The sequence below is a fragment of the Rhodoplanes tepidamans genome, from assembly GCF_030813915.1.
GTDB classification, from domain to species: Bacteria; Pseudomonadota; Alphaproteobacteria; order Rhizobiales; family Xanthobacteraceae; genus Rhodoplanes; species Rhodoplanes tepidamans.
Genome location: NZ_JAUSUJ010000010.1, coordinates 71,137 through 90,319, shown reverse-complemented (window position 1 = coordinate 90,319; position 19,183 = coordinate 71,137). Strand labels below are relative to the sequence as shown.

Here is a 19,183-nt window from a genome sequence, read left to right as displayed (position 1 = left end):
CGCGCCGCCCGCACAGGAACGGACCCGGACATGACGTCCCACAGACTGCCCCGAGAGGCTCCGCCTCGCGCCGTCGCATGCGATCCGGCGCGCCCCTTTTCGTGTCGCCGGCCGTCCTGACGGCGGCACCTCCGGTCCAGAGAAGCGATGCCCATCACGTTCTCGTCCCCCACCGTTCGCGACTCCCGCGCCCGCGGCTCAGGCGTCACCGCCGTGCTCGGGCCGACCAACACGGGCAAGACGCATCTCGCCATCGAGCGCATGCTCGGCCATTCGTCCGGCCTGATCGGGCTGCCGCTGCGCCTCCTGGCGCGCGAGGTCTACAACAAGGTCGTCGACCGGGTCGGACCGGACGCGGTGGCGCTGATCACCGGCGAGGAGAAGATCAAGCCGGCCAATCCGCGCTTCTGGGTCTCGACCGTCGAGGCGATGCCGCGCGATCTCGACGTCGCCTTCGTCGCGGTCGACGAGGTGCAGCTCGGCGCCGACCTCGATCGCGGCCACGTCTTCACCGATCGCATCCTCAACCGGCGCGGCCGCGAGGAGACCCTGGTGCTCGGCGCCTCGACGATGCGGGGCATGGTCGAGAAGCTGTTGCCGGGCGCCAACGTGATCTCGCGGCCCCGTCTCTCGCAGCTCACCTTCGCGGGCGAGAAGAAGCTGTCGCGCCAGCCGCGCCGCACCGCCATCGTCGCGTTCTCGGCCGAGGAGGTCTACGCGATCGCCGAGCTGATCCGCCGCCAGCGCGGCGGCGCCGCGGTGGTGCTGGGGGCACTGTCGCCGCGCACCCGCAACGCCCAGGTGGCGCTCTACCAGTCGGGCGACGTCGACTATCTGGTCGCCACCGACGCGATCGGCATGGGCCTCAATCTCGACGTCGACCACGTCGCCTTCGCGTCGGACCGCAAGTTCGACGGCTACCAGTATCGCCGGCTCAACCCCGGCGAGCTCGGCCAGATCGCCGGCCGGGCCGGCCGCGCGACCCGCGACGGCACCTTCGGCACCACGGGCCGCTGCCCGCCCTTCGAGCCGGAGCTCGTGCAGGCGCTGGAGAGCCACGCCTTCGAGCCCGTGAAGGTCCTGCAGTGGCGCAACACCGAGCTCGACTTCTCGTCGCTCGGTGCGCTGTCGGCCTCGCTCGCCGCGACGCCGACCCTGCCGGGCCTCACGCGGGCGCCGATCGCCGAGGACATCCTCGTGCTCGAGCACGCGATGCGTGACGACACGGTGCGAGATCTCGCCCGCAAGCCGGCCGACATCGCGCGGCTGTGGGAGGCCTGTCAGGTCCCGGACTATCGCAAGATCTCGCCTGCCGCGCACGCCGAGATGGTCGTCTCCCTCTTTGGTTTCCTGGCGCGCGAAGGTACGATACCGATCGACTGGTTTTCTCGACAGGTCGCCCTTGCGGATCACACCGAGGGCGGTATCGATACGCTGTCTACGCGAATTGCACACATCCGGACCTGGACCTTCGTCGCCAATCGTCCGGACTGGCTCGGCGATCCCGAGCACTGGCAGGGCGTCACCCGGGCCATCGAGGACAAGCTCTCGGACGCCTTGCACGAACGCCTGGCCGAACGATTCATCGACCGCCGCACCAGCGTCCTGATGCGGCGTCTGCGAGAGAATGCGATGTTGGAAACAGAGATCACCAAGACGGGCGAGGTCGTCGTCGAAGGGCACGTCATCGGCCGGCTCGACGGCTTCCGCTTCGCACCGGAGGCGACCACCGGCGGCACCGACAGCAAGGCGCTGTCGGCCGCCGCCCAGAAGGCGCTGGCCGGCGAGATCGACGCCCGCGCCGGGCGCCTCGCGCACGCGCCCGACAGCCAGTTCGTGCTCGCCTCCAACGGTCTGCTCCGCTGGATGGGCGAGCCGGTGGCGAAGCTCCTGCCCGGCGACAACGTCCTGCGCCCGCGCGTCAAGATCCTGGCGGACGAGCACCTGACCGGCGCCGCGCTGGAGCACGTGCAGACCCGGCTCGACCTGTGGACCCGCACCCATATCGAGCGGATCCTGGCGCCGCTGTTCGTGCTCGGCGCCGCCGAGGACATCACCGGCATCGGCCGCGGCATCGCGTTCCAGCTGGTCGAGGCGCTCGGCGTTCTCGAGCGCTTCAAGATCGCCGAGGAGTTGAAGGCGCTCGACCAGGCCCAGCGCGCCACCCTGCGCAAGCACGGCGTGCGCTTCGGGGCCTATCACGTCTACGTCCCGGGTCTGCTCAAGCCGGCGCCGCGGGCGCTCGCCGCCGAACTGTGGGCGCTGAAGCACGGCGACGTCGACACCACCGGGCTCGACGACCTGCAGCGCCTCGCCGCCTCGGGCCGCACCTCCTTCGCGGTCGACAAGGCGGTGCCGCGGCCGCTCTACCGCACCATCGGCTACCGGGTCTGCGGCGAGCGCGCCGTCCGGGTCGACATCCTGGAGCGGCTCGCCGACCTGATCCGCCCGGCCCTGAGCTGGCGGCCCAACGCGCCCGGCGAGAAGCCGGCCGGCGCCTTCGACGGCTCGGGGTTCGTCGTCACCCAGGCGATGACCTCGCTCACCGGCTCGTCCGGCGAGGACCTCGCCTCGATCCTCAAGGCGCTCGGCTACCGGGTCGAGCGCCGGCCGAAGCCGCCGGAGCCGCCAGCCGAGGCCAAGCCGGCCGAGACCACGGTCGAGATCGCCGCCGAGAGCGCGACCGAGCCAGCCACGGAGGTCACGGCCGAGGCGCCGGCCGCGGAGGCCGTCGCGGCCGAGCCGGCCGCCAGCGACGAGCAGGTGCCGATCGCCCCCGACCAGGAGGCCGACGCGACCGAGGCGGCAGCCGAGGCGCCGCCCGCGGCGGCCCCGGCCGAGGAGTCGGGGTCGGACGAGTCGATCGCCGAGGAGCCGGCCCCCGAGGAGCCCGCCCCCGAGATCGTGGCGTCGCCCGACATCGCCGCGGAGGCGCCGCCCGAACCGGCTGTCGAGGCGGAGGCCGAGCCCGAGCCCGAGCCCGAGGCCGCCGTCGCCGAGCCCGGAGCCGAGGCCGCCGAGATCGTCGCCGAGACGGCGGCGACCGCCGCCGCGACGCCGGAGGAGCCGCAGTTCATCGAGATCTGGCGTCCCGGCCGCCCGCACGACGAGCGGCGCGGCGGGCCGAAGCGCCATCACCGCGGCGGCCCGGGCCGTCGTCCGGAGGGCCAGGCGGCCGCCACGGCCGCAGCCGGCGCGCCGGCCGCGCCCGTCGAAGGCGAGGCGGCGCCGGCCGAGCGGACCGAGGCGCGGGGCGACCGTCCCGACCACCGCGGCGGGCGGCACGACCATGGCGATCGGCGCGGCCGCCACGACCGGGGAGAGCGTTCCGAGCGGAGCGAGGGCGACCGGCAGGCGCGCGGGCGTCCGCGCGGCGGCCCGGACCGCGACCGTTCCGACCGGCCGCGCCACGAGGGCGGGCGCCGGTCCGACCGGCAGGACCGCTCCGAGCGGCCGCCGCGGACCTATCAGAGCCGCGACGAGCGGGCGGACCGGAGCAACAAGGAGCCGGATCCGAACTCCCCGTTCGCCAAGCTCGCCGCCCTCAAGGCGCAGCTCGAGGCGAGCGCCAAGGAGAAGCACTGACAGTTGGTCGACGGCACGCGCCAGCGCATCGACAAGTGGCTGTGGCACGCGCGGGTGGTGCGCACCCGCAGCGCCGCGGCGGCGCTGGCGGCGGCTGGCCGTGTCCGGGTCAACGGGGCCCGGATCGACGCGGCGAGCCGGCCCGTGAAGGTCGGCGACGTCGTCACGGTGGCCCTCGACAGCCGGGTCCGGGTGCTGACCGTCACGGGCTTCGCCGAGCGGCGCGGCTCGGCGACCGACGCCCAGGTCCTGTTCCGCGACGAAACCCCGGCCGAGCCGGACGAATCATCCCCGCCGGCCGCGAGTCGCGACCGTGGGGCCGGACGTCCGACCAAGCGCGACCGGCGCACCCTCGATCGGCTGCGCGGCGAGGAGGAGTGAGCGGCGGCCGCAGGACACCGCGCATCGCCCGGGCACCGATGGTTCTCGTCGGATTCGGATTTTCTTCGACCGCGGGGCCGACGGCTGCGGGCGCGGGCGAGCTTCGAAGGCTGCGGCGAATGTCGGGCCGCGACGCCACGGTCGGGGCTTTTTCGCCGATCGAGCCGGGCCGTTCGCTTGCACGTCCCGGGCCGATGCGCTAGGGACGGGCGAAAAGCGCCGCGGGTCCCGGCCGGAGCTGAACATGGCTTATGTCGTTACCGAAAACTGTATTAAGTGCAAATATATGGACTGCGTCGAAGTGTGTCCCGTGGACTGCTTCTACGAAGGCGAGAACATGCTCGTCATCCATCCGGACGAGTGCATCGACTGCGGTGTCTGCGAGCCGGAATGCCCCGCGGAGGCGATCAAGCCGGACACCGAGCCGGGCCTCGAGCAGTGGCAGAGCCTGAACGCCGAGTATGCCAAGAGCTGGCCGAACGTCACGGTGAAGCGCGACCCGCCGGCCGACCACAAGGAGTGGGACGGCAAGCCCGGCAAGATGCAGTTTTTCTCGCCGAATCCCGGCTCCGGCGACTGATCGGCGGACGGGTGCACGGGGCGGACGGCACGCGGCCCGAGCGGTCGCCTGCCCGACCTTCGCCAAATATCTAAAATTTAATGTTGATCAGGTACGGTGATGGCCGAATGCCGCACTGTACGGCTTTGTTTTTTGCAAAGAATGTGATATATAAGCATCACACATGAGATCACGGCTCCGACCGCTCCCTCCCGGGAGCATATTTTTTCGGGGCGTTCCTTAGGAACCGTCATACGGAGGCGTGACTTTCTGCGAGAAAGCGCGCGATCACAGTGGCAGCAAAAACTCGTCACAAGTCGAAGTCGAAGAAGGTCGTCGCCAAGACCCCTTCCAAGGCCGCGTCTAAGATCACCTCCAAGGCGTCCACCAAAGCGTCGGCGGCAACCCGTCGCCGGACGACCAAGACGACGCGCGATCATGTGCGCCGCGGCAACGCGGTCGCCAAACAGCCGGCCAAGCCGGAAGAACCCCCGACTCGAGCGGTCAAGCCGGCCGCCAAGCCGGTCACCCCGCCGGCGGCCAAGCCGGTCACCCGGCCGGCCGCGAAGCCGGTTGCCAAGCCGGCTGCGAAGCCGGCCCCGAAGCCGGTCGCCAAAACGAAAACGGATGTCGAGCCGGAGGCCAAGGCCACCGTCAAGGCAACCGCCAAGGCCTCGGCCAAACCATCCGCCCGCCCTCGGGTGGAGGACCCCGGCAAGACGCCGGAGGTTGAAGGAGCAGTTCCCGGAATGTCCAACAAGAAGACGACCCAGCGTCAAGGCTTCAAGACGAACGAGTTCATCGTGTATCCGGCGCACGGCGTGGGCCAGATCACGGCGATCGAGGAGCAGGAGGTCGCGGGCCACAAGCTCGAGCTGTTCGTCATCAACTTCGTCAAGGACAAGATGACGCTGCGGGTCCCCACCGCGAAGATCAGCGCCGTCGGCATGCGCAAGCTCGCCGAGCCGCCGATCGTCAAGCGCGCGCTCGAGACCCTCAAGGGCCGCGCGCGGGTGAAGCGGACCATGTGGTCGCGCCGGGCACAGGAGTACGAGGCCAAGATCAATTCCGGCAACATCGTCGCCATCGCCGAGGTGGTGCGCGATCTCTACCGGTCCGAGAGCCAGCCGGAGCAGTCCTACAGCGAGCGCCAGCTCTACGAGGCCGCTCTCGACCGGCTCGCCCGCGAGATCTCGGCCGTGCAGCGGATCACCGACACCGAGGCCGTGAAGGAGATCGAGGCGGCGCTCGCCAAGGGCCCGAAGCGCGGTGCCGCCGGCAAGGGCGCCGAGGACGACGAGGCGGAAGCCGAGGCGGCCTGAGGCCGGCTCGGGGCGCCGGCTCGGGCGAGCCCGGCAACGCTCCGTTCACCGAAACCGTAAAAAGCGCCGGCTCCCCCGCCGGCGCTTTTTTGCGTTCCGCAGACGGCGGGCCTCACCGATCGCCGGGACCGGGCACAGCGAGGCTCGCGACGACGAAGTCGACGAAGGCGCGGACCTTGGCGGGCGGAAGCCGGCGCGACGGGTGCACGGCGTAGAGCGGGAAGACCTCGTCGGTCCACTCGGGCAGGATCTGCACCAGGGTGCCGGCGGCGAGCAGCGAATCCATCCCCAACGCGAAGGTCTGGGCGACGCCGTGGCCGGCCGCGCAGGCGGCGAGCTTGGTGGCGAGGTCGTTGACGACCAGCCGTCCCTCCACCGGCACCGTGACGATCTCGCCGGCGCGATGGAACTCCCAGCCGAACGGCCGCCCGGTGCGGGGATCGCGGAACAGCAGGCAGTCGTGGCCGGCGAGGTCGCGCGGATGCGCCGGCACGCCCCGGCGCGCCAGGTAGGCCGGCGCCGCGCAGGTGATGATCCGGGTGTCCAGGAGCTTGCGGACGATCAGGCCCGACGGCTCCGGCACTCCGAACCGCACCGCCACGTCGAAGCCGTCGGCGACGAGGTCGCCGAGCGTGTCGCGGACCATCAGCTCGATGGTCAGCCCGGGATGGGCGGCCAGCAGGTCCGCGAGCCGCGGCGCCAGCACGAAGCGGGCGAACCACGGATCGACGTTGACGCGCAGCCGCCCCCGCACCGTGCCGGCGGCGCCGCCGGCGTCGGCCGTCGCCTCCTCCAGCTCGGCGAGCAGCGGCATCACCCGGGCGTGGAAGCGGCGGCCCTCGTCGGTCAGGGTCACGGCCCGCGGCGTGCGGTCGAGCAGGCGGATCCCGATCCGCTGCTCCAGCCGCGCCACCGCCCGGCTGACGCCCGATGGCGTGAGGCCGAGACTGTCCGCCGCCCGCACGAAGTTGCCGGTCTCGACCACGGCGGCCAGCACGCCGATGCTTCCGAGCAGCCGTCCGTCGAACGCCATGGTGACCTGCCATGATGACCGATGCTCATTGTGAGCGAGACTATAATGCGTTGGCGGCAACGCTCGCGCCAGCCCAGATCTTCAGCGTCGATCACAGCGCAACGGAGGACGATCATGGCGCGGGACGAAACGACCTGGAACGGAAAGGCCGTGGTGGTGCTGGGCGGCACCTCGGGGATCGGGCTCGCCGTCGCGCAGGCGGCGGCCCGGGACGGGGCGACCGTGGTGGTCGCGTCGAGCCGGCAGGCTCGGGTCGACGAGGCGCTCGCGACTCTGCCGGCCGGGGCGGCGGGCCATGCCCTCGACCTGACCGACGAGACCGCGGTCCGTGACCTGTTCGGCAGGCTCGGGGGCATCGACCACCTGGTGTTCACGGCGGGCGAGCAGCTCCAGCTCGGCGCCCTCGCCGATACCGACACCGCGACGGCCCAGAGGTTCTTCCGGCTGCGCTACTGGGGCGCCGTGCTGGCGGTGAAGTATGGCGCGGCGTCGATCCGGCCGGGCGGCTCGATCGTGCTCACGTCGGGCATCGCCGGCGCCCGGCCACGGCCCGGCTGGTGGCTCGGCGCCAGCGTCTGCCAGGCCATGGAGGGGCTGACGCGGGCCCTCGCAGTCGAGCTCGCGCCGCTGCGGGTCAACATCGTGTCGCCCGGCGTCGTCCGCTCGCCGCTGTGGGCCGGCATGAGCGAGGCCGACCGAGAGGCGCTCTATGCCGGCGCCGCGCGGGCCCTGCCGGTCGGGCATGTCGGGGAGGTCGACGAGATCGCCGGGGCCTATCTCTATCTGATGCGGCAGACCTACGGCACCGGCCAGGTGCTGGTCGTGGACGGTGGTGCGCTGCTGGTGTGAGCCGCGGCCCGCATTGTCCGCGGGCGAGCCGGCGCGGGCGGGAGGGCAGGAGCGCGCGCCGGTTTCGCCGGCGCGTCTTTTGTGGTTCGGTGCCGGCCGCCCGCCCTCCCGCCGGCCAGTGCGAGTCATGACCCCGACCGTCCGCCGCATCGTCTATGTCACGATCTACGAGCTCGTCGCCCTGGTGGTGGTGACGACGGCGCTCTCGCTCGTCGCCGGAAAGCCCGCGATGGACACCGGCGTGGTCGCGGTGGCGTCGTCGGTGATCGCGGTGAGCTGGGCCTATGTGTTCAATCTAATGTTCGAGCGCTGGGAGGCATCGCGCCGGGTGCGCGGGCGCTCGACGCGGCGGCGCATCGTCCATGCGGTGCTGTACGAGGCCGGGCTGGTGCTGATGCTGGTGCCGCTGATCGCCTGGCAGCTCGACGCGACCCTGTTGGAGGCGTTCCTCTACGACCTCGGCCTCATCCTGTTCTTCACCGCCTACACGTTCGGCTTCACCTGGGTCTTCGACCGCGTCTTCGGCCTGCCGGCCTCGGCGGCGTGATCCTCCGCGTCCGGTCGGCTCCGGCCGTCCGGCGCCCCACCGCCCGGAGGTTCGATCCCCGGCAGGCGGGCGATCTCGGCGGCCAAGAAATCGACCAGCAGCCGCACGCGGGCGATGCCGGCCCGCTCGGGCACCACCAGCAGGCTCAGCGGTGTGGTCGGCAGGCGGTAGTCCGGCATGACGACGGTCAGCCGTCCGGCGGCGACCAGATCTTCGATCAGCCAGCGATGCGCCGGGGCGAGGCCGCGCCCGGCGACGAGCGCCTCGCGGGCCGCCAGCCCGTGATCGATCCGCAGCCGCCCGCCGAACGGCACGGCGTGGCGCACACCGTCGGGACCATCGAGCAGCAGCGAGTCACTGCCGGCCACGTTGGTCATCCGGATTCCCTCGTGCCCGACCAGATCGCGCGGCTCGGTCGGCGTGCCGCGGGCCTCCAGATAGGCGGGCGACGCGACGAGCACGCGCCGGCTGACGCCGAGCCGGCGCAGCTTCATGGCGGTGTCGCCGAGCGGGCCCAGCCGCACCGCCACGTCGACGCCCTCGCGGACCAGGTCGACCCGCTCGTCGGTGAGGCCGAGATCGACGCCGATGTCCGGATAGCGTTCCTGGAACGCCAGGATCAGCCGGGTGACATGCAGCACTCCGAACGCCGCCGTGCAGGAGACGCGGACCGTGCCGGCCGGCGCGCCGCGGGTTCCGCGCGCCTCCTCGCCGGCCTGATCCACGAGCCGCAGGATCTGGACGCAGGTCGCGTAATAACGCGCGCCCTCGTCCGTCATCGTGACGCGCCGGGTGGTCCGGCCGAGCAGCGGGACGCCGACGGCGTCCTCCAGCTCCCGCAGGTGGCGCGTGACCGTGGACTGGCCGATGCCCAGCTCGCGCGCCACCGCCGACAGGCTGCCGCGCTCCGCCACCCGGACGAAGGTCCGCATGCGCTCCAGCGTGACGTCCGATCTATCCATTTTTCGGCACGATCATATCCATTCCCGACACCTACCGGATCGCTTCCGGCGGCGCTAGGTCGGAGGCCAAGTCGTCGTCGAATGGAGCCCGCCGTGAACGTCCTGATCGTCTTCGCCCATCCCGACCCCCGCTCGCTGAATGCGGCGCTGCGCGACGTCGCCGTCGCCGAGCTGACCGCGGCCGGGCACGCCGTGCAGGTGTCGGACCTCTACGCCATGCGCTTCAAGGCGGAGGTCGATCGCGACGACTTTCCGTTGCTCGCGCCGGCCGACCGCCTGAAGGTGCCGGGCGCCTCGAAGGCGGCCTTCACGGCCGGTGCGCTCACGGCCGACGTCGTGGCCGAGCAGCAGAAGCTTCTGTGGGCCGACGTCCTGATCCTGCAGTTCCCGCTGTGGTGGTTCACCATGCCGGCGATCCTGAAGGGCTGGGTGGACCGGGTGTTCGCCTACGGCTTCGCCTATGGGGTCGGCGAGCACAGCGAGGCACGCTGGGGCGACCGCTACGGCGAGGGAACGTTCGCGGGCCGGCGCGCCATGGTGATCACGACCACGGGCGGCTGGGCCGAGCACTATTCGGCGCGCGGCGTGAACGGGCCGATGGACGACCTCCTGTTCCCGATCAACCACGGCATCCTGTTCTATCCCGGCTACGACGTGCTGCCGGCCCATGTGGTGCATCGCGCCGATCGACTCGACGCGGCCGGCTTCGAGGCGGCGGCCGAAGGCCTGCGCGAGCGCATGCGGACGATCGCGACGACGCCGCCGATTCCATACCGCCGCCAGAACGGCGGCGACTACCTGATTTCCGGCTGCGAGCTGCGCCCCGACCTCGGAGATCCGGGCGCGCGCGGCTTCGCGCTCCATGTCGGCCGTGCGCCGGCGACCGCCGAAGCGGCGGCGCCTACTCGTCCAGCAGCGTGAACTGCAGCAGCACGGTGCGCTGGAGGAAGGAGAAGTTGTCGTCGGACATCAGCGTCAGCACGGTCTCGCCGGTCGGCCCGACATGGGCGCCGAGCGCCTCCATGTTGTCGATCTGGAAGCCCATGTCGGCCGTGATCAGGACGGGCCCGTCGACCACGTTGCCGGGCGCGATCGCGGCGATCGGGATGCGGCGCAGCCGCATGGCGACGCCGCTCGTCCAGGTGAAGCGGCGCTCCAGCAGCAGGAGGTCGCCGTCCGGCAGGACGGTGGCGTCGCTGACGTCGAAGTCGTCGTGCCGGGCGATGCCGAACAGGCCGGGCCGCGGGCCGCCGACCAGGGCCGCCTTGATGTTGCCGGCCGGATCGAGCGCCCGCTCGGTGATCACGATCAGGGCGCCGGCGAGCGGCGAGCCCTTCGGCACGGCGGCGAGCGCCTCGATGCCGCGGTTGTTCGGCAGCCCCCTCAGGCCCGCAGGCCACGGCACCGGCTTGGCCGGGGCACCGACGCCGAGCCTGCCGAAGTCGAACCGCACGATGCGGTTGACCCGCTCGATCCCGACATGGACGACGCCGCGGTCGGCCGTGATCGCCTCGGTGTCGTACCAGCCGCGTGCCGCCAGCGTGCGCCCGTCGGTCCCGAGCATCGGCGCCATCGCGGCGTCGGCGATGCCGACCGGTCTCGTCCCGTCGTAGACGATGCGGCCGGTCAGCCAGTCGGACTTGTCGGTGACGGCGACGAAGCGCGCCGCATCCAGCATCACCAGGCCCGAGATGCCGCCGAAGGCCTTGTGGCGCGAGGTCAGCTCGATGCCGCCGCGGAACTGCAGCGGCCCGAAACGCACCCGGTCCGGCCGGCCGGCCTCGAACGAGCCGATCGGCCGCGCCTCGATCTCGATCGTCTCGCCGGAGCCGCCGACCGCGGCGGCCCGCGGCTCGGCCCGGCCGCCCGGGGCCGCGATGCCGATGGCGACCAGCGCCGCGAGCGCGCCGGCGAGCCCGAGGCCGACGGCGGCGAGAGGGGCGCGGCCGCGTGCGCTCACGCGTGATGCCGGTGCTTGGTGCGCTGCTTGCGTTCGCGCGACACCGCCTTCTCGTCGAACAGCTCGGCGAGCTTGTCGGTCATCACGCCGCCGAGTTCCTCGGCGTCGACGATGGTGACGGCCCGCCGGTAGTAGCGCGTGACGTCGTGGCCGATGCCGATGGCGATCAGCTCGACGGGCGAGCGCTGCTCGACCTCCTCGATGATGTGGCGCAGGTGGCGCTCGAGATAGTTGCCGGAGTTGACCGACAGGGTGGAATCGTCGACCGGCGCACCGTCCGAGATCATCATCAGGATCTTGCGCTGCTCGGGCCGCGCCAGCAGGCGCTTGTGGGCCCAGTCCAGCGCCTCGCCGTCGATGTTCTCCTTCAGCAGGCCCTCGCGCATCATCAGGCCGAGATTGCGCCGGGCCCGCCGCCACGGGGCGTCGGCCGACTTGTAGACGATGTGGCGCAGGTCGTTGAGGCGGCCCGGATTGGCCGGCTTGCCGGCGGCGAGCCACGCCTCGCGCGACTGCCCGCCCTTCCAGGCGCGCGTCGTGAAGCCGAGGATCTCGACCTTGACGCCGCAGCGCTCCAGCGTGCGGGCCAGGATGTCGGCGCAGGTCGCCGCGACCGTGATCGGCCGCCCGCGCATGGATCCCGAATTGTCGATCAGCAGGGTGACGACGGTGTCGCGGAAATCCGTGTCCTTCTCCCACTTGAAGGAGAGCGGGTGCAGCGGATCGATGACGACGCGGGTGAGGCGGGCCGGATCGAGGATGCCCTCCTCCAGGTCGAAATCCCAGGAGCGGTTCTGCTGCGCCATCAGGCGGCGCTGCAACCGGTTGGCGAGCCGGGCGACGACGCCCTGCAGATGGGCGAGCTGCTTGTCGAGGTAGCCGCGCAGCCGGTCGAGCTCCTCCGGCTCGCACAGATCCTCGGCCCCCATCACCTCGTCGAACCGGGTGACGTAGGGCTTGTAGGCGGGGCCGCGCGGCTCGTTGCGCCGCTCGCGCATCCGCCACGGCTCGGACGCCGTCTCCGGATTGCCGCTCTCCGAATCCTCCGGCATGTCGGCCGAGGGCGCGTCGAGCGCCTCGGTCGAGCTCTCCGGCAGCTCGTCGGCGGAGGCGTCGGCCTCCTCGACGGTGGAGCGCTCCATCTCTTCGGTCTCGGAGGCCTGGCCGTCCTGGCCCTGGTCGTCCTTCTGCCCGTCCTCCTTGTTCTGGTCGGAGTCGTCCTCCTCGTCGGCCCGGCCGCGCTCGTCGCCCATGTCGAGCGAGTCCAGCAGGTCGTGAACGACGTCGCCGAAGCGCTGCTGGTCCTCCAGGAAGCGCCCCAGCTTGTCGAGATCCTGGCCGGCCTTCTGCTCGATGACGGGCCGCCACAGCTCGACGATCTTGCGGGCCGGCAGCGGCGGCGCCTGCCCGGTCAGGCGCTCGCGCACGATCATGGCGAGCGCGTCCTCGAGCGGCGCGTCGGCCCGGTCGGTGATCTCCTCGTAGCGGCCGCGGTGATAGCGGTCGTCGAGCATCGCCCCGAGATTGCGGGCGACCCCGAGCATGCGCTTCGCGCCGATCGCCTCGACACGGGCCTGCTCGACCGCCTCGAACACGGCCCGGGCCTGCTGGCCGCCGGGCAGGAGCTTGCGATGCACGGTGTTGTCGTGACAGGCCATGCGTAGCGCGATCGCGTCGGCGTGGCCGCGGACGACCGCGGCGTCGGCGGGCGAGAACTTGCGCGGCGGCTCCGGCAGCCGCGCCTTGTTGCCGGCAGCGCCCGGCCGGTCGGCGGCGAACTGCACCTCGAGGCCGGCCTTGCGGGCGATCGCCCGCAGGCACACGCCGACCGCCCGCTTGAACGGCTCGTTCGGGGCTTCCTTGCCGCCTTTGCCTTTGCCGGTGCTCGACGCCATATCGAAACGACCACCTTTATTTGCACGGGCTCTGCGCGTACGATGCTACCCGAGCGAGCGGTATCGAGTCATGACCGACCCAGAGAACCACACGATCCGGCTGCTGCGTGAAATTCGCAGCGCGATCGAGGCATTGGACGACAAGGTCGATCGGCTGAACGACAAGGTCGATCGCAACGGCGTCGAAATCACAGACCGCATCGAGAAGCTCCGTAAGCTCGCATTCGGCGAGAGCGTCCTCGGTCGCTATGCGGCGGGAGAGGTGGAGGAGCGGCTCGAAGCCGTCGAGCAGCGCCTCTCCGACCTCGAAAGCCGCGGGTGACCATCCCCGCGCCTCAGCTCAGCGCGACGTTGACGGCCGACTCCGGCAGCTCCTGCCCGAAGCAGCGCTGATAGAACTCGGCGACCAACGGCCGCTCCAGCTCGTCGCACTTGTTCAGGAAGGTGACCCGGAACGAGAAGCCGATGTCCTTGAAGATGTCGGCGTTCTCGGCCCAGGTGATGACAGTGCGCGGGCTCATCACGGTCGACAGGTCGCCGTTCATGAAGGCGTTGCGGGTCAGCTCGGCGACCCGCACCATCTTGCCGACGATGTCGCGCCCCTGGGTGTTGCGATAGTGCTTCGCCTTTGCGAGCACGATCTCCACCTCGTTGTCGTGCGGCAGGTAGTTCAGCGTGGTGACGATCGACCAGCGGTCCATCTGGCCCTGGTTGATCTGCTGGGTGCCGTGATAGAGGCCGGAGGTGTCGCCGAGCCCGATCGTGTTGGCGGTGGCGAACAGGCGGAACGCCGGATGCGGCTTGATCACCTTGTTCTGGTCGAGCAGCGTGAGGCGGCCCGACACCTCCAGCACGCGCTGGATCACGAACATCACGTCGGGGCGGCCGGCGTCGTACTCGTCGAAGCACAGCGCGACGTTGTGCTGCAGCGCCCACGGCAGGATGCCGTCGCGGAACTCGGTGACCTGCTGGCCCTCGTGGATCACGATGGCGTCCTTGCCGATCAGGTCGATACGGCTGATGTGGCTGTCGAGATTGACGCGCACGCACGGCCAGTTGAGCCGCGCCGCGACCTGCTCGATATGGGTCGACTTGCCGGTGCCGTGATAGCCCGTGACCATGACGCGGCGGTTGCGCGCGAAGCCGGCCAGGATGGCGAGCGTGGTCGGACGATCGAAGCGATAATCCGGGTCCGTCTCGGGCACGTGCTCGTCGGGCTCCGAATAGGCCGGGACCTCCATGTCGGAATCGATCCCGAAGAGCTGTCGGACCGACACCTTCATGTCGGGCAGCCCGGCCACGGCTTCTGTTGCGGCAGTCATTGCTCCTCCTGGCCCCGCGGGGGTGGGGCGTGCAGCGTCGGCGGCATGTCGATCGAGACCGCCCGTTTCTTTAGCAGACCGCGCGTGTGGCGCGGAAGCGGTCTCGAGGCGGCCTGCGGCAACGGGAGATTAGCCGAATATGGGCGCCACGGCGCGGCATCGCATCTCCCGAATACGCAATTCCCCCAAGAGCAGCCCACATGGCTCGGGATCGGACGACCCACCCGGCGCCGGCCGTCCGGACGGTCAGACCATCCCGGTGGACTTGAGATAATTGTAGGCCTCGAGGATCTCGCGCAGCTTGTCCTCCGACCCGCGGTCGCCGCCGTTGGCATCGGGGTGGTGGCGTTTCACCAACTCCTTGAAACGGCTCTTGATCTCGGTCCGGCCGACGCCCGCGTCGAGGCCCAGCGTGCCGAGCGCCTTGCGTTCGGCGTTGCGCACGGTGCGGCGCTCCTGCTCGGCCCGGGCCTGGGCTGGATCCGGCTTGCGGCCGCCGAGCTCGCCGTAGAGGTCGAACGGGTCGTTCGGGTCGCCGCCGAAGATCTGGTCGGGGCGGAAGCGGCGGGTGCGCGGATTGCCGGCGAGTCCCAGCTTCCAGGTCGGACGATGACCGGTGAGCGCGTCCTTCTGGTACTGCTCGACCGCCGAGTCGGTCATTCCAGCGAAGAAATTGTAATTCTGGTTGTACTCGCGGACGTGATCGAGGCAGAACCGCCAGTACTCCCGCGCCTGCGTCCGGCCCTTGGGGGCGCGGTGCGTCGCGACGCAGCTGCAGCCCGGCCACTCGCAGGTCGGGCCGGTGGCCGTCGTGCGGTCGCGCTCGGGCTTGACGCGAATGCGGTCGAACAGGGGTGAGTCGAACTTCATGACGCGCCATTATGGACGTCGACCGCACCCCCGCAAGATTGACAGGGGGCGGGCGATATGCTCGCCGGCGCAAGCCGGCGCCGAGCCGTGACGGGAACGATCTCTAACATAGGAAGCGCCATGCTGGTTCGCGACGTGATGACCGAAAAACTCTCCGCCGCCTTCGCACCGGCGAGCCTCGAGGTGATCGACGAGTCCCACCGCCACGAGGGCCATGCCGGCGCGCGCCCGGGCGGCCAGACCCATTTTCGCGTGCGCATCGTTTCGGAAGCGTTCCGCGGCAAGAGCCGGCTCGATCGCCACCGCGCCGTCAACCAGGCGCTCGCCGCCGAGATCGCCGGCGGCGTCCATGCGCTCGCCATCGAGGCGTCGGCACCGGGGGAGGGGTGAGGTTCCTTTCCGGACCCTCTCCCCTCGCCGGAGAGCGAGGAAGGTCGCCCCGTGTCACCCGGTCCGCAGGACGAGGGCGTTCCGCCGCCGCGTCAGCGGGGTGATGCGCAGGGCGGTGATGCGGTTGCGCTGGCGGCGCAGCACCTGGAAGCGGAAGCCGTGGAACGTGAAGCTCTGTCCCGGCTCCGGGATCGAGCGTGCCTCGTGGATGACGAGGCCGGCGATGGTCGTCGCGTCGGCGTCGGGCAGGTTCCAATCCATCACCCGGTTGAGGTCGCGGATCGGCACGCTGCCCTCGACGTTCACCGAGCCGTCCGGCTGCAGGCGGACGCCCGGCACGTCGAGGTCGTGCTCGTCCGAGATGTCGCCGACGATCTCCTCGAGGATGTCCTCCAGGGTGACCAGGCCCATCATCTCGCCGTACTCGTCGACGACGAGCGCGAAGTGGGTCTTGCGCCGGCGGAACGCCTTGAGCTGCTCGGACAGCGGCCGGATCTCCGGCACGAACCAGGCCGGGCGCGCCAGGCTCATCACGTCGATCCGGGAGAAGTCGCCGTCGCCGGCGTGGAGGGCGCGCAGCACGTCCTTGACGTGCAGCACCCCGACGATGTTCTCGGGCGAACCCTGCCACAGCGGCACCCGCGTCTTCGGCCCCGACAGCACCGCCTCGACGATTTTCTCGGGCGGGTCGGAGGCGTTCGCCATGATGACGTCGGTGCGGTGGATCATCACGTCGGCGACGGTGAGCTCGCGCAGGTCGAGGAGGCCGCCCAGCATGTCGCGGTCGATCTTCTCGACGCCGCCCTCGCGGTGGAACAGATCGACGGCGCCGCGCAGCTCCTCGTGGGCCGACAGGATCGGCGCGGCCTCGCCGATCACGATGCCGGCGCGGGCGAGCAGCCAGCGCACCACCAGATTGACGGCGCCGATCACCGGGGCGAACAGCCGCACCAGCACCGCCATCGGGCGCGCGACCAGGAGGGCGATGCGGTCCGGATTGTCGAAGGCGGCGGTCTTCGGCAGAACCTCGCAGAACACCACCACGACGAGCGTCATCACCAGCGTCGCGTAGACGACGCCGACCTCGCCGAACCAGGCGAGCAGCAGGCCGGTCGCCACCGAGGAGGCGGCGATGTTGACGACGTTGTTGCCGATCAGCAGCGCACCGAGCAGGCGCTCGCGCGCTTCCAGCAGATCGTTCACCAGGGCGGCTCGCCGGTCGCCGTCGCGGGCGAGCCGCGCCATGGTGGCCCGCGACGAGGCGGTCAATGCCGTCTCGCTTCCCGAGAAGAAGGAGGAGGCGAGGAGGCAGAGGAGGACGGCGGCGACGGTCAGCCAGTCGGCGGTGGTCATGGCGGGTCTCGTGGGGACGCGACATCCTCGGTGTCACCTCTGCCCGCGCGCGCAGAGCGCGGGGAGAGGGAGAGCCGGCGCCGCGACCGCGACGCCGGCCGCGGCGCGTGCTCGTCTCACGCCAGCTGCGACGCGACGAAGGCGCGAATGTCGTTCGGGTCGACGTCGCGGGTGACGAAGGCCTGGCCGATGCCGCGCGCCAGGATGAAGGTCATGCGGCCGCGCGAGACCTTCTTGTCCTGCGCCATCAGGTCCATCATCCGGTCGGCGTCGGGCCAGCGGAACGGCACGTCCTTAACCCGGGTCGGCAGGCCGATGTCGGCGAGGTGCTTCTCCACCCGCTCCGCCTCGGTCTTCGGCAGCAGGCCGATGCGGGCCGAGTAGCGGAACGCCAGCACCATGCCGAGCGACACCGCCTCGCCGTGCAGCAGCTTGGCGGAGAAGCCGGCGGCGGCCTCGAACGCGTGCCCGAAGGTGTGGCCGAGATTGAGCAGCGCGCGGTCGCCGGTCTCGCGCTCGTCGCGGGCGACGATCGCCGCCTTCATGCGGCAGCACGTCGCGATGGCGTGCTCGCGCGCCGGGCCGCCGGAGAAGACGTCGCGGGCGTTCGCCTCCAGCCAGGCGAAGAAGCCGGCGTCGCCGAGCAGCCCGTACTTGGCCACCTCCGCATAGCCGGCCCGGAACTCGCGGCCCGGCAGCGTGTCGAGCAGGCCGGTGTCGGCGAGCACCAGGATCGGCTGGTGGAAGGCGCCGACCAGGTTCTTGCCGAGCTTCGAGTTGACCGCGGTCTTGCCGCCGACCGAGGAATCCACCTGCGCCAGCAGCGTGGTCGGCACCTGGACGTAGTCGAGCCCGCGCCGGGTGATCGCCGCGGCGAAGCCGGCGAGGTCGCCGACGACGCCTCCGCCGAGCGCGACGACGAGGTCGCCGCGCTCGATCCGGGCGGCCAGGAGCTCGTCGCAGACGCGCTCCAGCGTGGCGAAGCTCTTCGAGCCCTCGCCGGCGGCGACGATCACGCGGGCGCACGGGATGCCGGCCGCCGCGAGCGCCGCCTCGACGGCGGCGAGATGCAGGGCCGCGACCGTGACGTCGCACACCACCGCGACCTTGGCGCCGGGCCGCAGCGCCGCGAGGCGCTGGCCGAGCGCGGCGACGAGGCCGCGCCCGATGACGATGTCGTAGGCACGATCACCGAGCGCGACGTCGACCACGATGGGCTCGCCGGGGCGTGTCGGAGCATTCATGACGCGGATCCTTGTTCGGCCTGCGGCCCGCTGCCCGGACCGGCCGGCGACGACCCGGCCGGCGGCGCGCCGGGCGGCGACGCCGTGCCGGGCGGCGCCACCTTCAGGTGGGCCGCCAGCGTGGCGACGATCTCGTCGACGATGACGTCGTGCGGCACGTCGCGCGACTGCACGGTGAGGGCCGCCTCGGCATAGACGGGATAGCGCTCCGCGATCAGCTTGGCGAGGGTCGCCTCCGGATCCGGGGTCTGCATCAGCGGCCGGTCGGAGCGGCGGCGGATCCGCCGCAGCAGCACGTCGAGCTCGGCCTTCAGCCACACCGAGAGGCCGCGTTCGGCGATCAGCCCGCGGGTGCCGGGATTCATGAAGGCGCCGCCGCCGGTCGCCACCACGCGCGGGCCGTCGGCGAGCAGGCGGCCGATCACCCGCGCCTCGCCGGCCCGGAAATAGGGCTCGCCGTGCACCTCGAAGATGTCCGGGATCGACATGCCGGCGGCCGCCTCGATCTCGGTGTCGGCGTCGACGAAGGGCAGGCCCATGCGGGCCGCGAGCCGTCGTCCGACCGACGACTTTCCGGCCCCCATCATGCCGATCAGCACCAGCGAGCGCCCGGCGAGCGCACGCGCCACCGCGACGGCGAGCCCGGAGGGCTCGGGGGGAGGGCGCAGGGCGAGGTCGGTCATGCGGTCCGGGTCACTCGTTCGATGAATGTTCGCTCGATACAACCCCGGCCCCCGCCTGTCCATCCGCGGCCGGACGGCCGGTGCGGCAGCGGACCGGCGGCAGCGGCCGGGCCGGTCGTCTTTACAAAACTTTACGCAGCGGAGAAGCCCCCGAAACCGCCGTCCCCGAGAGTGTCGCCATGGCCGATCGCCGAGCCCCCCGGGCCGAGGCCGTCGCGCCGACACCTT

The 19,183-nt window shown here is 71.3% G+C and carries 18 protein-coding genes; 9 read left to right on the top strand and 9 right to left on the bottom strand.

Features of this window, described 5'->3' with window-relative positions; translation table 11 throughout:
- Positions 1-147: 147 nt before the first annotated feature.
- The 4 genes from J2S22_RS13585 to J2S22_RS30910 all read left to right on the top strand — a co-directional run bounded on the left by J2S22_RS13585 (position 148) and on the right by J2S22_RS30910 (position 5,847).
- Positions 148-3,585 (top strand): helicase-related protein, encoded by a 3,438-nt coding sequence (locus J2S22_RS13585; RefSeq protein WP_272775425.1) that lies wholly within the window; start codon positions 148-150, stop codon positions 3,583-3,585.
- A 3-nt stretch (positions 3,586-3,588) separates the two neighbouring features.
- Positions 3,589-3,966 carry an RNA-binding S4 domain-containing protein gene (locus J2S22_RS13580; protein ID WP_272775424.1) on the top strand — a complete coding sequence of 126 codons (378 nt, stop codon included), beginning with the start codon at positions 3,589-3,591 and terminating at the stop codon, positions 3,964-3,966.
- A 244-nt stretch (positions 3,967-4,210) separates the two neighbouring features.
- Positions 4,211-4,546, top strand: coding sequence for a ferredoxin FdxA (gene fdxA / locus J2S22_RS13575; protein WP_272775423.1), 336 nt, complete (start codon positions 4,211-4,213; stop codon positions 4,544-4,546).
- Between the two features lie 728 nt (positions 4,547-5,274).
- On the top strand, positions 5,275-5,847 hold the full coding sequence (locus J2S22_RS30910; RefSeq protein WP_370878206.1) for a CarD family transcriptional regulator: 573 nt from the start codon (positions 5,275-5,277) through the stop codon (positions 5,845-5,847).
- A gap of 112 nt (positions 5,848-5,959) precedes the next feature.
- Here the strand turns inward: J2S22_RS30910 and J2S22_RS13565 are convergent, their stop codons facing one another.
- Positions 5,960-6,880, bottom strand: coding sequence for a LysR family transcriptional regulator (locus J2S22_RS13565; protein ID WP_272775422.1), 921 nt, complete (start codon positions 6,878-6,880; stop codon positions 5,960-5,962).
- A 114-nt stretch (positions 6,881-6,994) separates the two neighbouring features.
- Between J2S22_RS13565 and J2S22_RS13560 the strand changes: the two genes are divergently transcribed.
- Positions 6,995-7,729 carry an SDR family oxidoreductase gene (locus J2S22_RS13560; protein ID WP_272775421.1) on the top strand — a complete coding sequence of 245 codons (735 nt, stop codon included), beginning with the start codon at positions 6,995-6,997 and terminating at the stop codon, positions 7,727-7,729.
- Between the two features lie 127 nt (positions 7,730-7,856).
- Positions 7,857-8,276: a PACE efflux transporter gene (locus J2S22_RS13555; protein WP_272775420.1), complete on the top strand. Its 420-nt coding sequence runs from the start codon at positions 7,857-7,859 to the stop codon at positions 8,274-8,276.
- Here J2S22_RS13555 and J2S22_RS13550 read toward each other — a convergent pair.
- Entirely contained in the window at positions 8,213-9,238 is a 1,026-nt protein-coding gene (locus J2S22_RS13550; RefSeq protein ID WP_272775419.1) for a LysR family transcriptional regulator, read from the bottom strand. The two genes, J2S22_RS13555 and J2S22_RS13550, sit on opposite strands and share 64 nt — an antisense overlap.
- Before the next feature lie 93 nt (positions 9,239-9,331).
- Here J2S22_RS13550 and J2S22_RS13545 point away from each other — a divergent pair, with 93 nt between their 5' ends.
- A complete protein-coding gene (locus J2S22_RS13545) occupies positions 9,332-10,159 on the top strand; it encodes an NAD(P)H-dependent oxidoreductase (protein ID WP_272775418.1) in 828 nt (275 codons plus the stop codon).
- On the opposite strand, the gene J2S22_RS13540 is transcribed toward J2S22_RS13545, so the two are convergent.
- Positions 10,140-11,198 carry an esterase-like activity of phytase family protein gene (locus J2S22_RS13540; RefSeq protein WP_272775417.1) on the bottom strand — a complete coding sequence of 353 codons (1,059 nt, stop codon included), beginning with the start codon at positions 11,196-11,198 and terminating at the stop codon, positions 10,140-10,142. The two genes, J2S22_RS13545 and J2S22_RS13540, sit on opposite strands and share 20 nt — an antisense overlap.
- Positions 11,195-13,093 (bottom strand): cobaltochelatase subunit CobT, encoded by a 1,899-nt coding sequence (cobT, locus tag J2S22_RS13535; RefSeq protein ID WP_272775416.1) that lies wholly within the window; start codon positions 13,091-13,093, stop codon positions 11,195-11,197. The genes J2S22_RS13540 and cobT overlap by 4 nt, the downstream gene beginning before the upstream one ends.
- A 70-nt stretch (positions 13,094-13,163) precedes the next feature.
- Between cobT and J2S22_RS13530 the strand changes: the two genes are divergently transcribed.
- The gene (locus J2S22_RS13530; protein ID WP_272775415.1) at positions 13,164-13,415 is read left to right on the top strand and encodes a hypothetical protein; all 252 of its coding nucleotides are present in this window, start codon (positions 13,164-13,166) and stop codon (positions 13,413-13,415) included.
- 13 nt (positions 13,416-13,428) lie between these two features.
- Here J2S22_RS13530 and cobS read toward each other — a convergent pair whose 3' ends face one another.
- Together cobS and J2S22_RS13520 are read right to left on the bottom strand one after the other, a co-directional pair.
- A complete protein-coding gene (gene cobS / locus J2S22_RS13525; RefSeq protein ID WP_272775414.1) occupies positions 13,429-14,415 on the bottom strand; it encodes a cobaltochelatase subunit CobS in 987 nt (328 codons plus the stop codon).
- Positions 14,416-14,661: 246 nt separating this feature from the next.
- Positions 14,662-15,285, bottom strand: coding sequence for a J domain-containing protein (locus J2S22_RS13520; RefSeq protein WP_272775413.1), 624 nt, complete (start codon positions 15,283-15,285; stop codon positions 14,662-14,664).
- Between the two features lie 120 nt (positions 15,286-15,405).
- Between J2S22_RS13520 and J2S22_RS13515 the strand changes: the two genes are divergently transcribed.
- Positions 15,406-15,675: a BolA family protein gene (locus tag J2S22_RS13515; protein ID WP_272775412.1), complete on the top strand. Its 270-nt coding sequence runs from the start codon at positions 15,406-15,408 to the stop codon at positions 15,673-15,675.
- A gap of 54 nt (positions 15,676-15,729) precedes the next feature.
- Here the strand turns inward: J2S22_RS13515 and J2S22_RS13510 are convergent, their stop codons facing one another.
- The 3 genes from J2S22_RS13510 to J2S22_RS13500 form a co-directional block, all read right to left on the bottom strand.
- On the bottom strand, positions 15,730-17,028 hold the full coding sequence (locus J2S22_RS13510; RefSeq protein ID WP_272775411.1) for an HlyC/CorC family transporter: 1,299 nt from the start codon (positions 17,026-17,028) through the stop codon (positions 15,730-15,732).
- A gap of 116 nt (positions 17,029-17,144) precedes the next feature.
- Positions 17,145-18,272: a 3-dehydroquinate synthase gene (gene aroB, locus J2S22_RS13505; protein WP_272775410.1), complete on the bottom strand. Its 1,128-nt coding sequence runs from the start codon at positions 18,270-18,272 to the stop codon at positions 17,145-17,147.
- Positions 18,269-18,955 (bottom strand): shikimate kinase, encoded by a 687-nt coding sequence (locus J2S22_RS13500; RefSeq protein WP_272775409.1) that lies wholly within the window; start codon positions 18,953-18,955, stop codon positions 18,269-18,271. Before J2S22_RS13500 ends, aroB begins: the two co-directional genes overlap by 4 nt.
- Between the last annotated feature and the right edge of the window lie 228 nt (positions 18,956-19,183).

What these genes read in the sequence shown, in the direction of transcription:
- J2S22_RS13585 (WP_272775425.1), top strand. Translation starts at nt 148, where the DNA reads ATGCCCATCACGTTCTCGTCCCCCACCGTTCGCGACTCCCGCGCCCGC.
- fdxA (WP_272775423.1), top strand. Translation starts at nt 4,211, where the DNA reads ATGGCTTATGTCGTTACCGAAAACTGTATTAAGTGCAAATATATGGAC.
- J2S22_RS30910 (WP_370878206.1), top strand. Translation starts at nt 5,275, where the DNA reads ATGTCCAACAAGAAGACGACCCAGCGTCAAGGCTTCAAGACGAACGAG.
- J2S22_RS13565 (WP_272775422.1), bottom strand. Translation starts at nt 6,880, where the DNA reads ATGGCGTTCGACGGACGGCTGCTCGGAAGCATCGGCGTGCTGGCCGCC.
- J2S22_RS13560 (WP_272775421.1), top strand. Translation starts at nt 6,995, where the DNA reads ATGGCGCGGGACGAAACGACCTGGAACGGAAAGGCCGTGGTGGTGCTG.
- J2S22_RS13555 (WP_272775420.1), top strand. Translation starts at nt 7,857, where the DNA reads ATGACCCCGACCGTCCGCCGCATCGTCTATGTCACGATCTACGAGCTC.
- J2S22_RS13550 (WP_272775419.1), bottom strand. Translation starts at nt 9,238, where the DNA reads ATGGATAGATCGGACGTCACGCTGGAGCGCATGCGGACCTTCGTCCGG.
- cobT (WP_272775416.1), bottom strand. Translation starts at nt 13,093, where the DNA reads ATGGCGTCGAGCACCGGCAAAGGCAAAGGCGGCAAGGAAGCCCCGAAC.
- J2S22_RS13530 (WP_272775415.1), top strand. Translation starts at nt 13,164, where the DNA reads ATGACCGACCCAGAGAACCACACGATCCGGCTGCTGCGTGAAATTCGC.
- cobS (WP_272775414.1), bottom strand. Translation starts at nt 14,415, where the DNA reads ATGACTGCCGCAACAGAAGCCGTGGCCGGGCTGCCCGACATGAAGGTG.
- J2S22_RS13520 (WP_272775413.1), bottom strand. Translation starts at nt 15,285, where the DNA reads ATGAAGTTCGACTCACCCCTGTTCGACCGCATTCGCGTCAAGCCCGAG.
- J2S22_RS13515 (WP_272775412.1), top strand. Translation starts at nt 15,406, where the DNA reads ATGCTGGTTCGCGACGTGATGACCGAAAAACTCTCCGCCGCCTTCGCA.
- J2S22_RS13510 (WP_272775411.1), bottom strand. Translation starts at nt 17,028, where the DNA reads ATGACCACCGCCGACTGGCTGACCGTCGCCGCCGTCCTCCTCTGCCTC.
- aroB (WP_272775410.1), bottom strand. Translation starts at nt 18,272, where the DNA reads ATGAATGCTCCGACACGCCCCGGCGAGCCCATCGTGGTCGACGTCGCG.
- J2S22_RS13500 (WP_272775409.1), bottom strand. Translation starts at nt 18,955, where the DNA reads ATGACCGACCTCGCCCTGCGCCCTCCCCCCGAGCCCTCCGGGCTCGCC.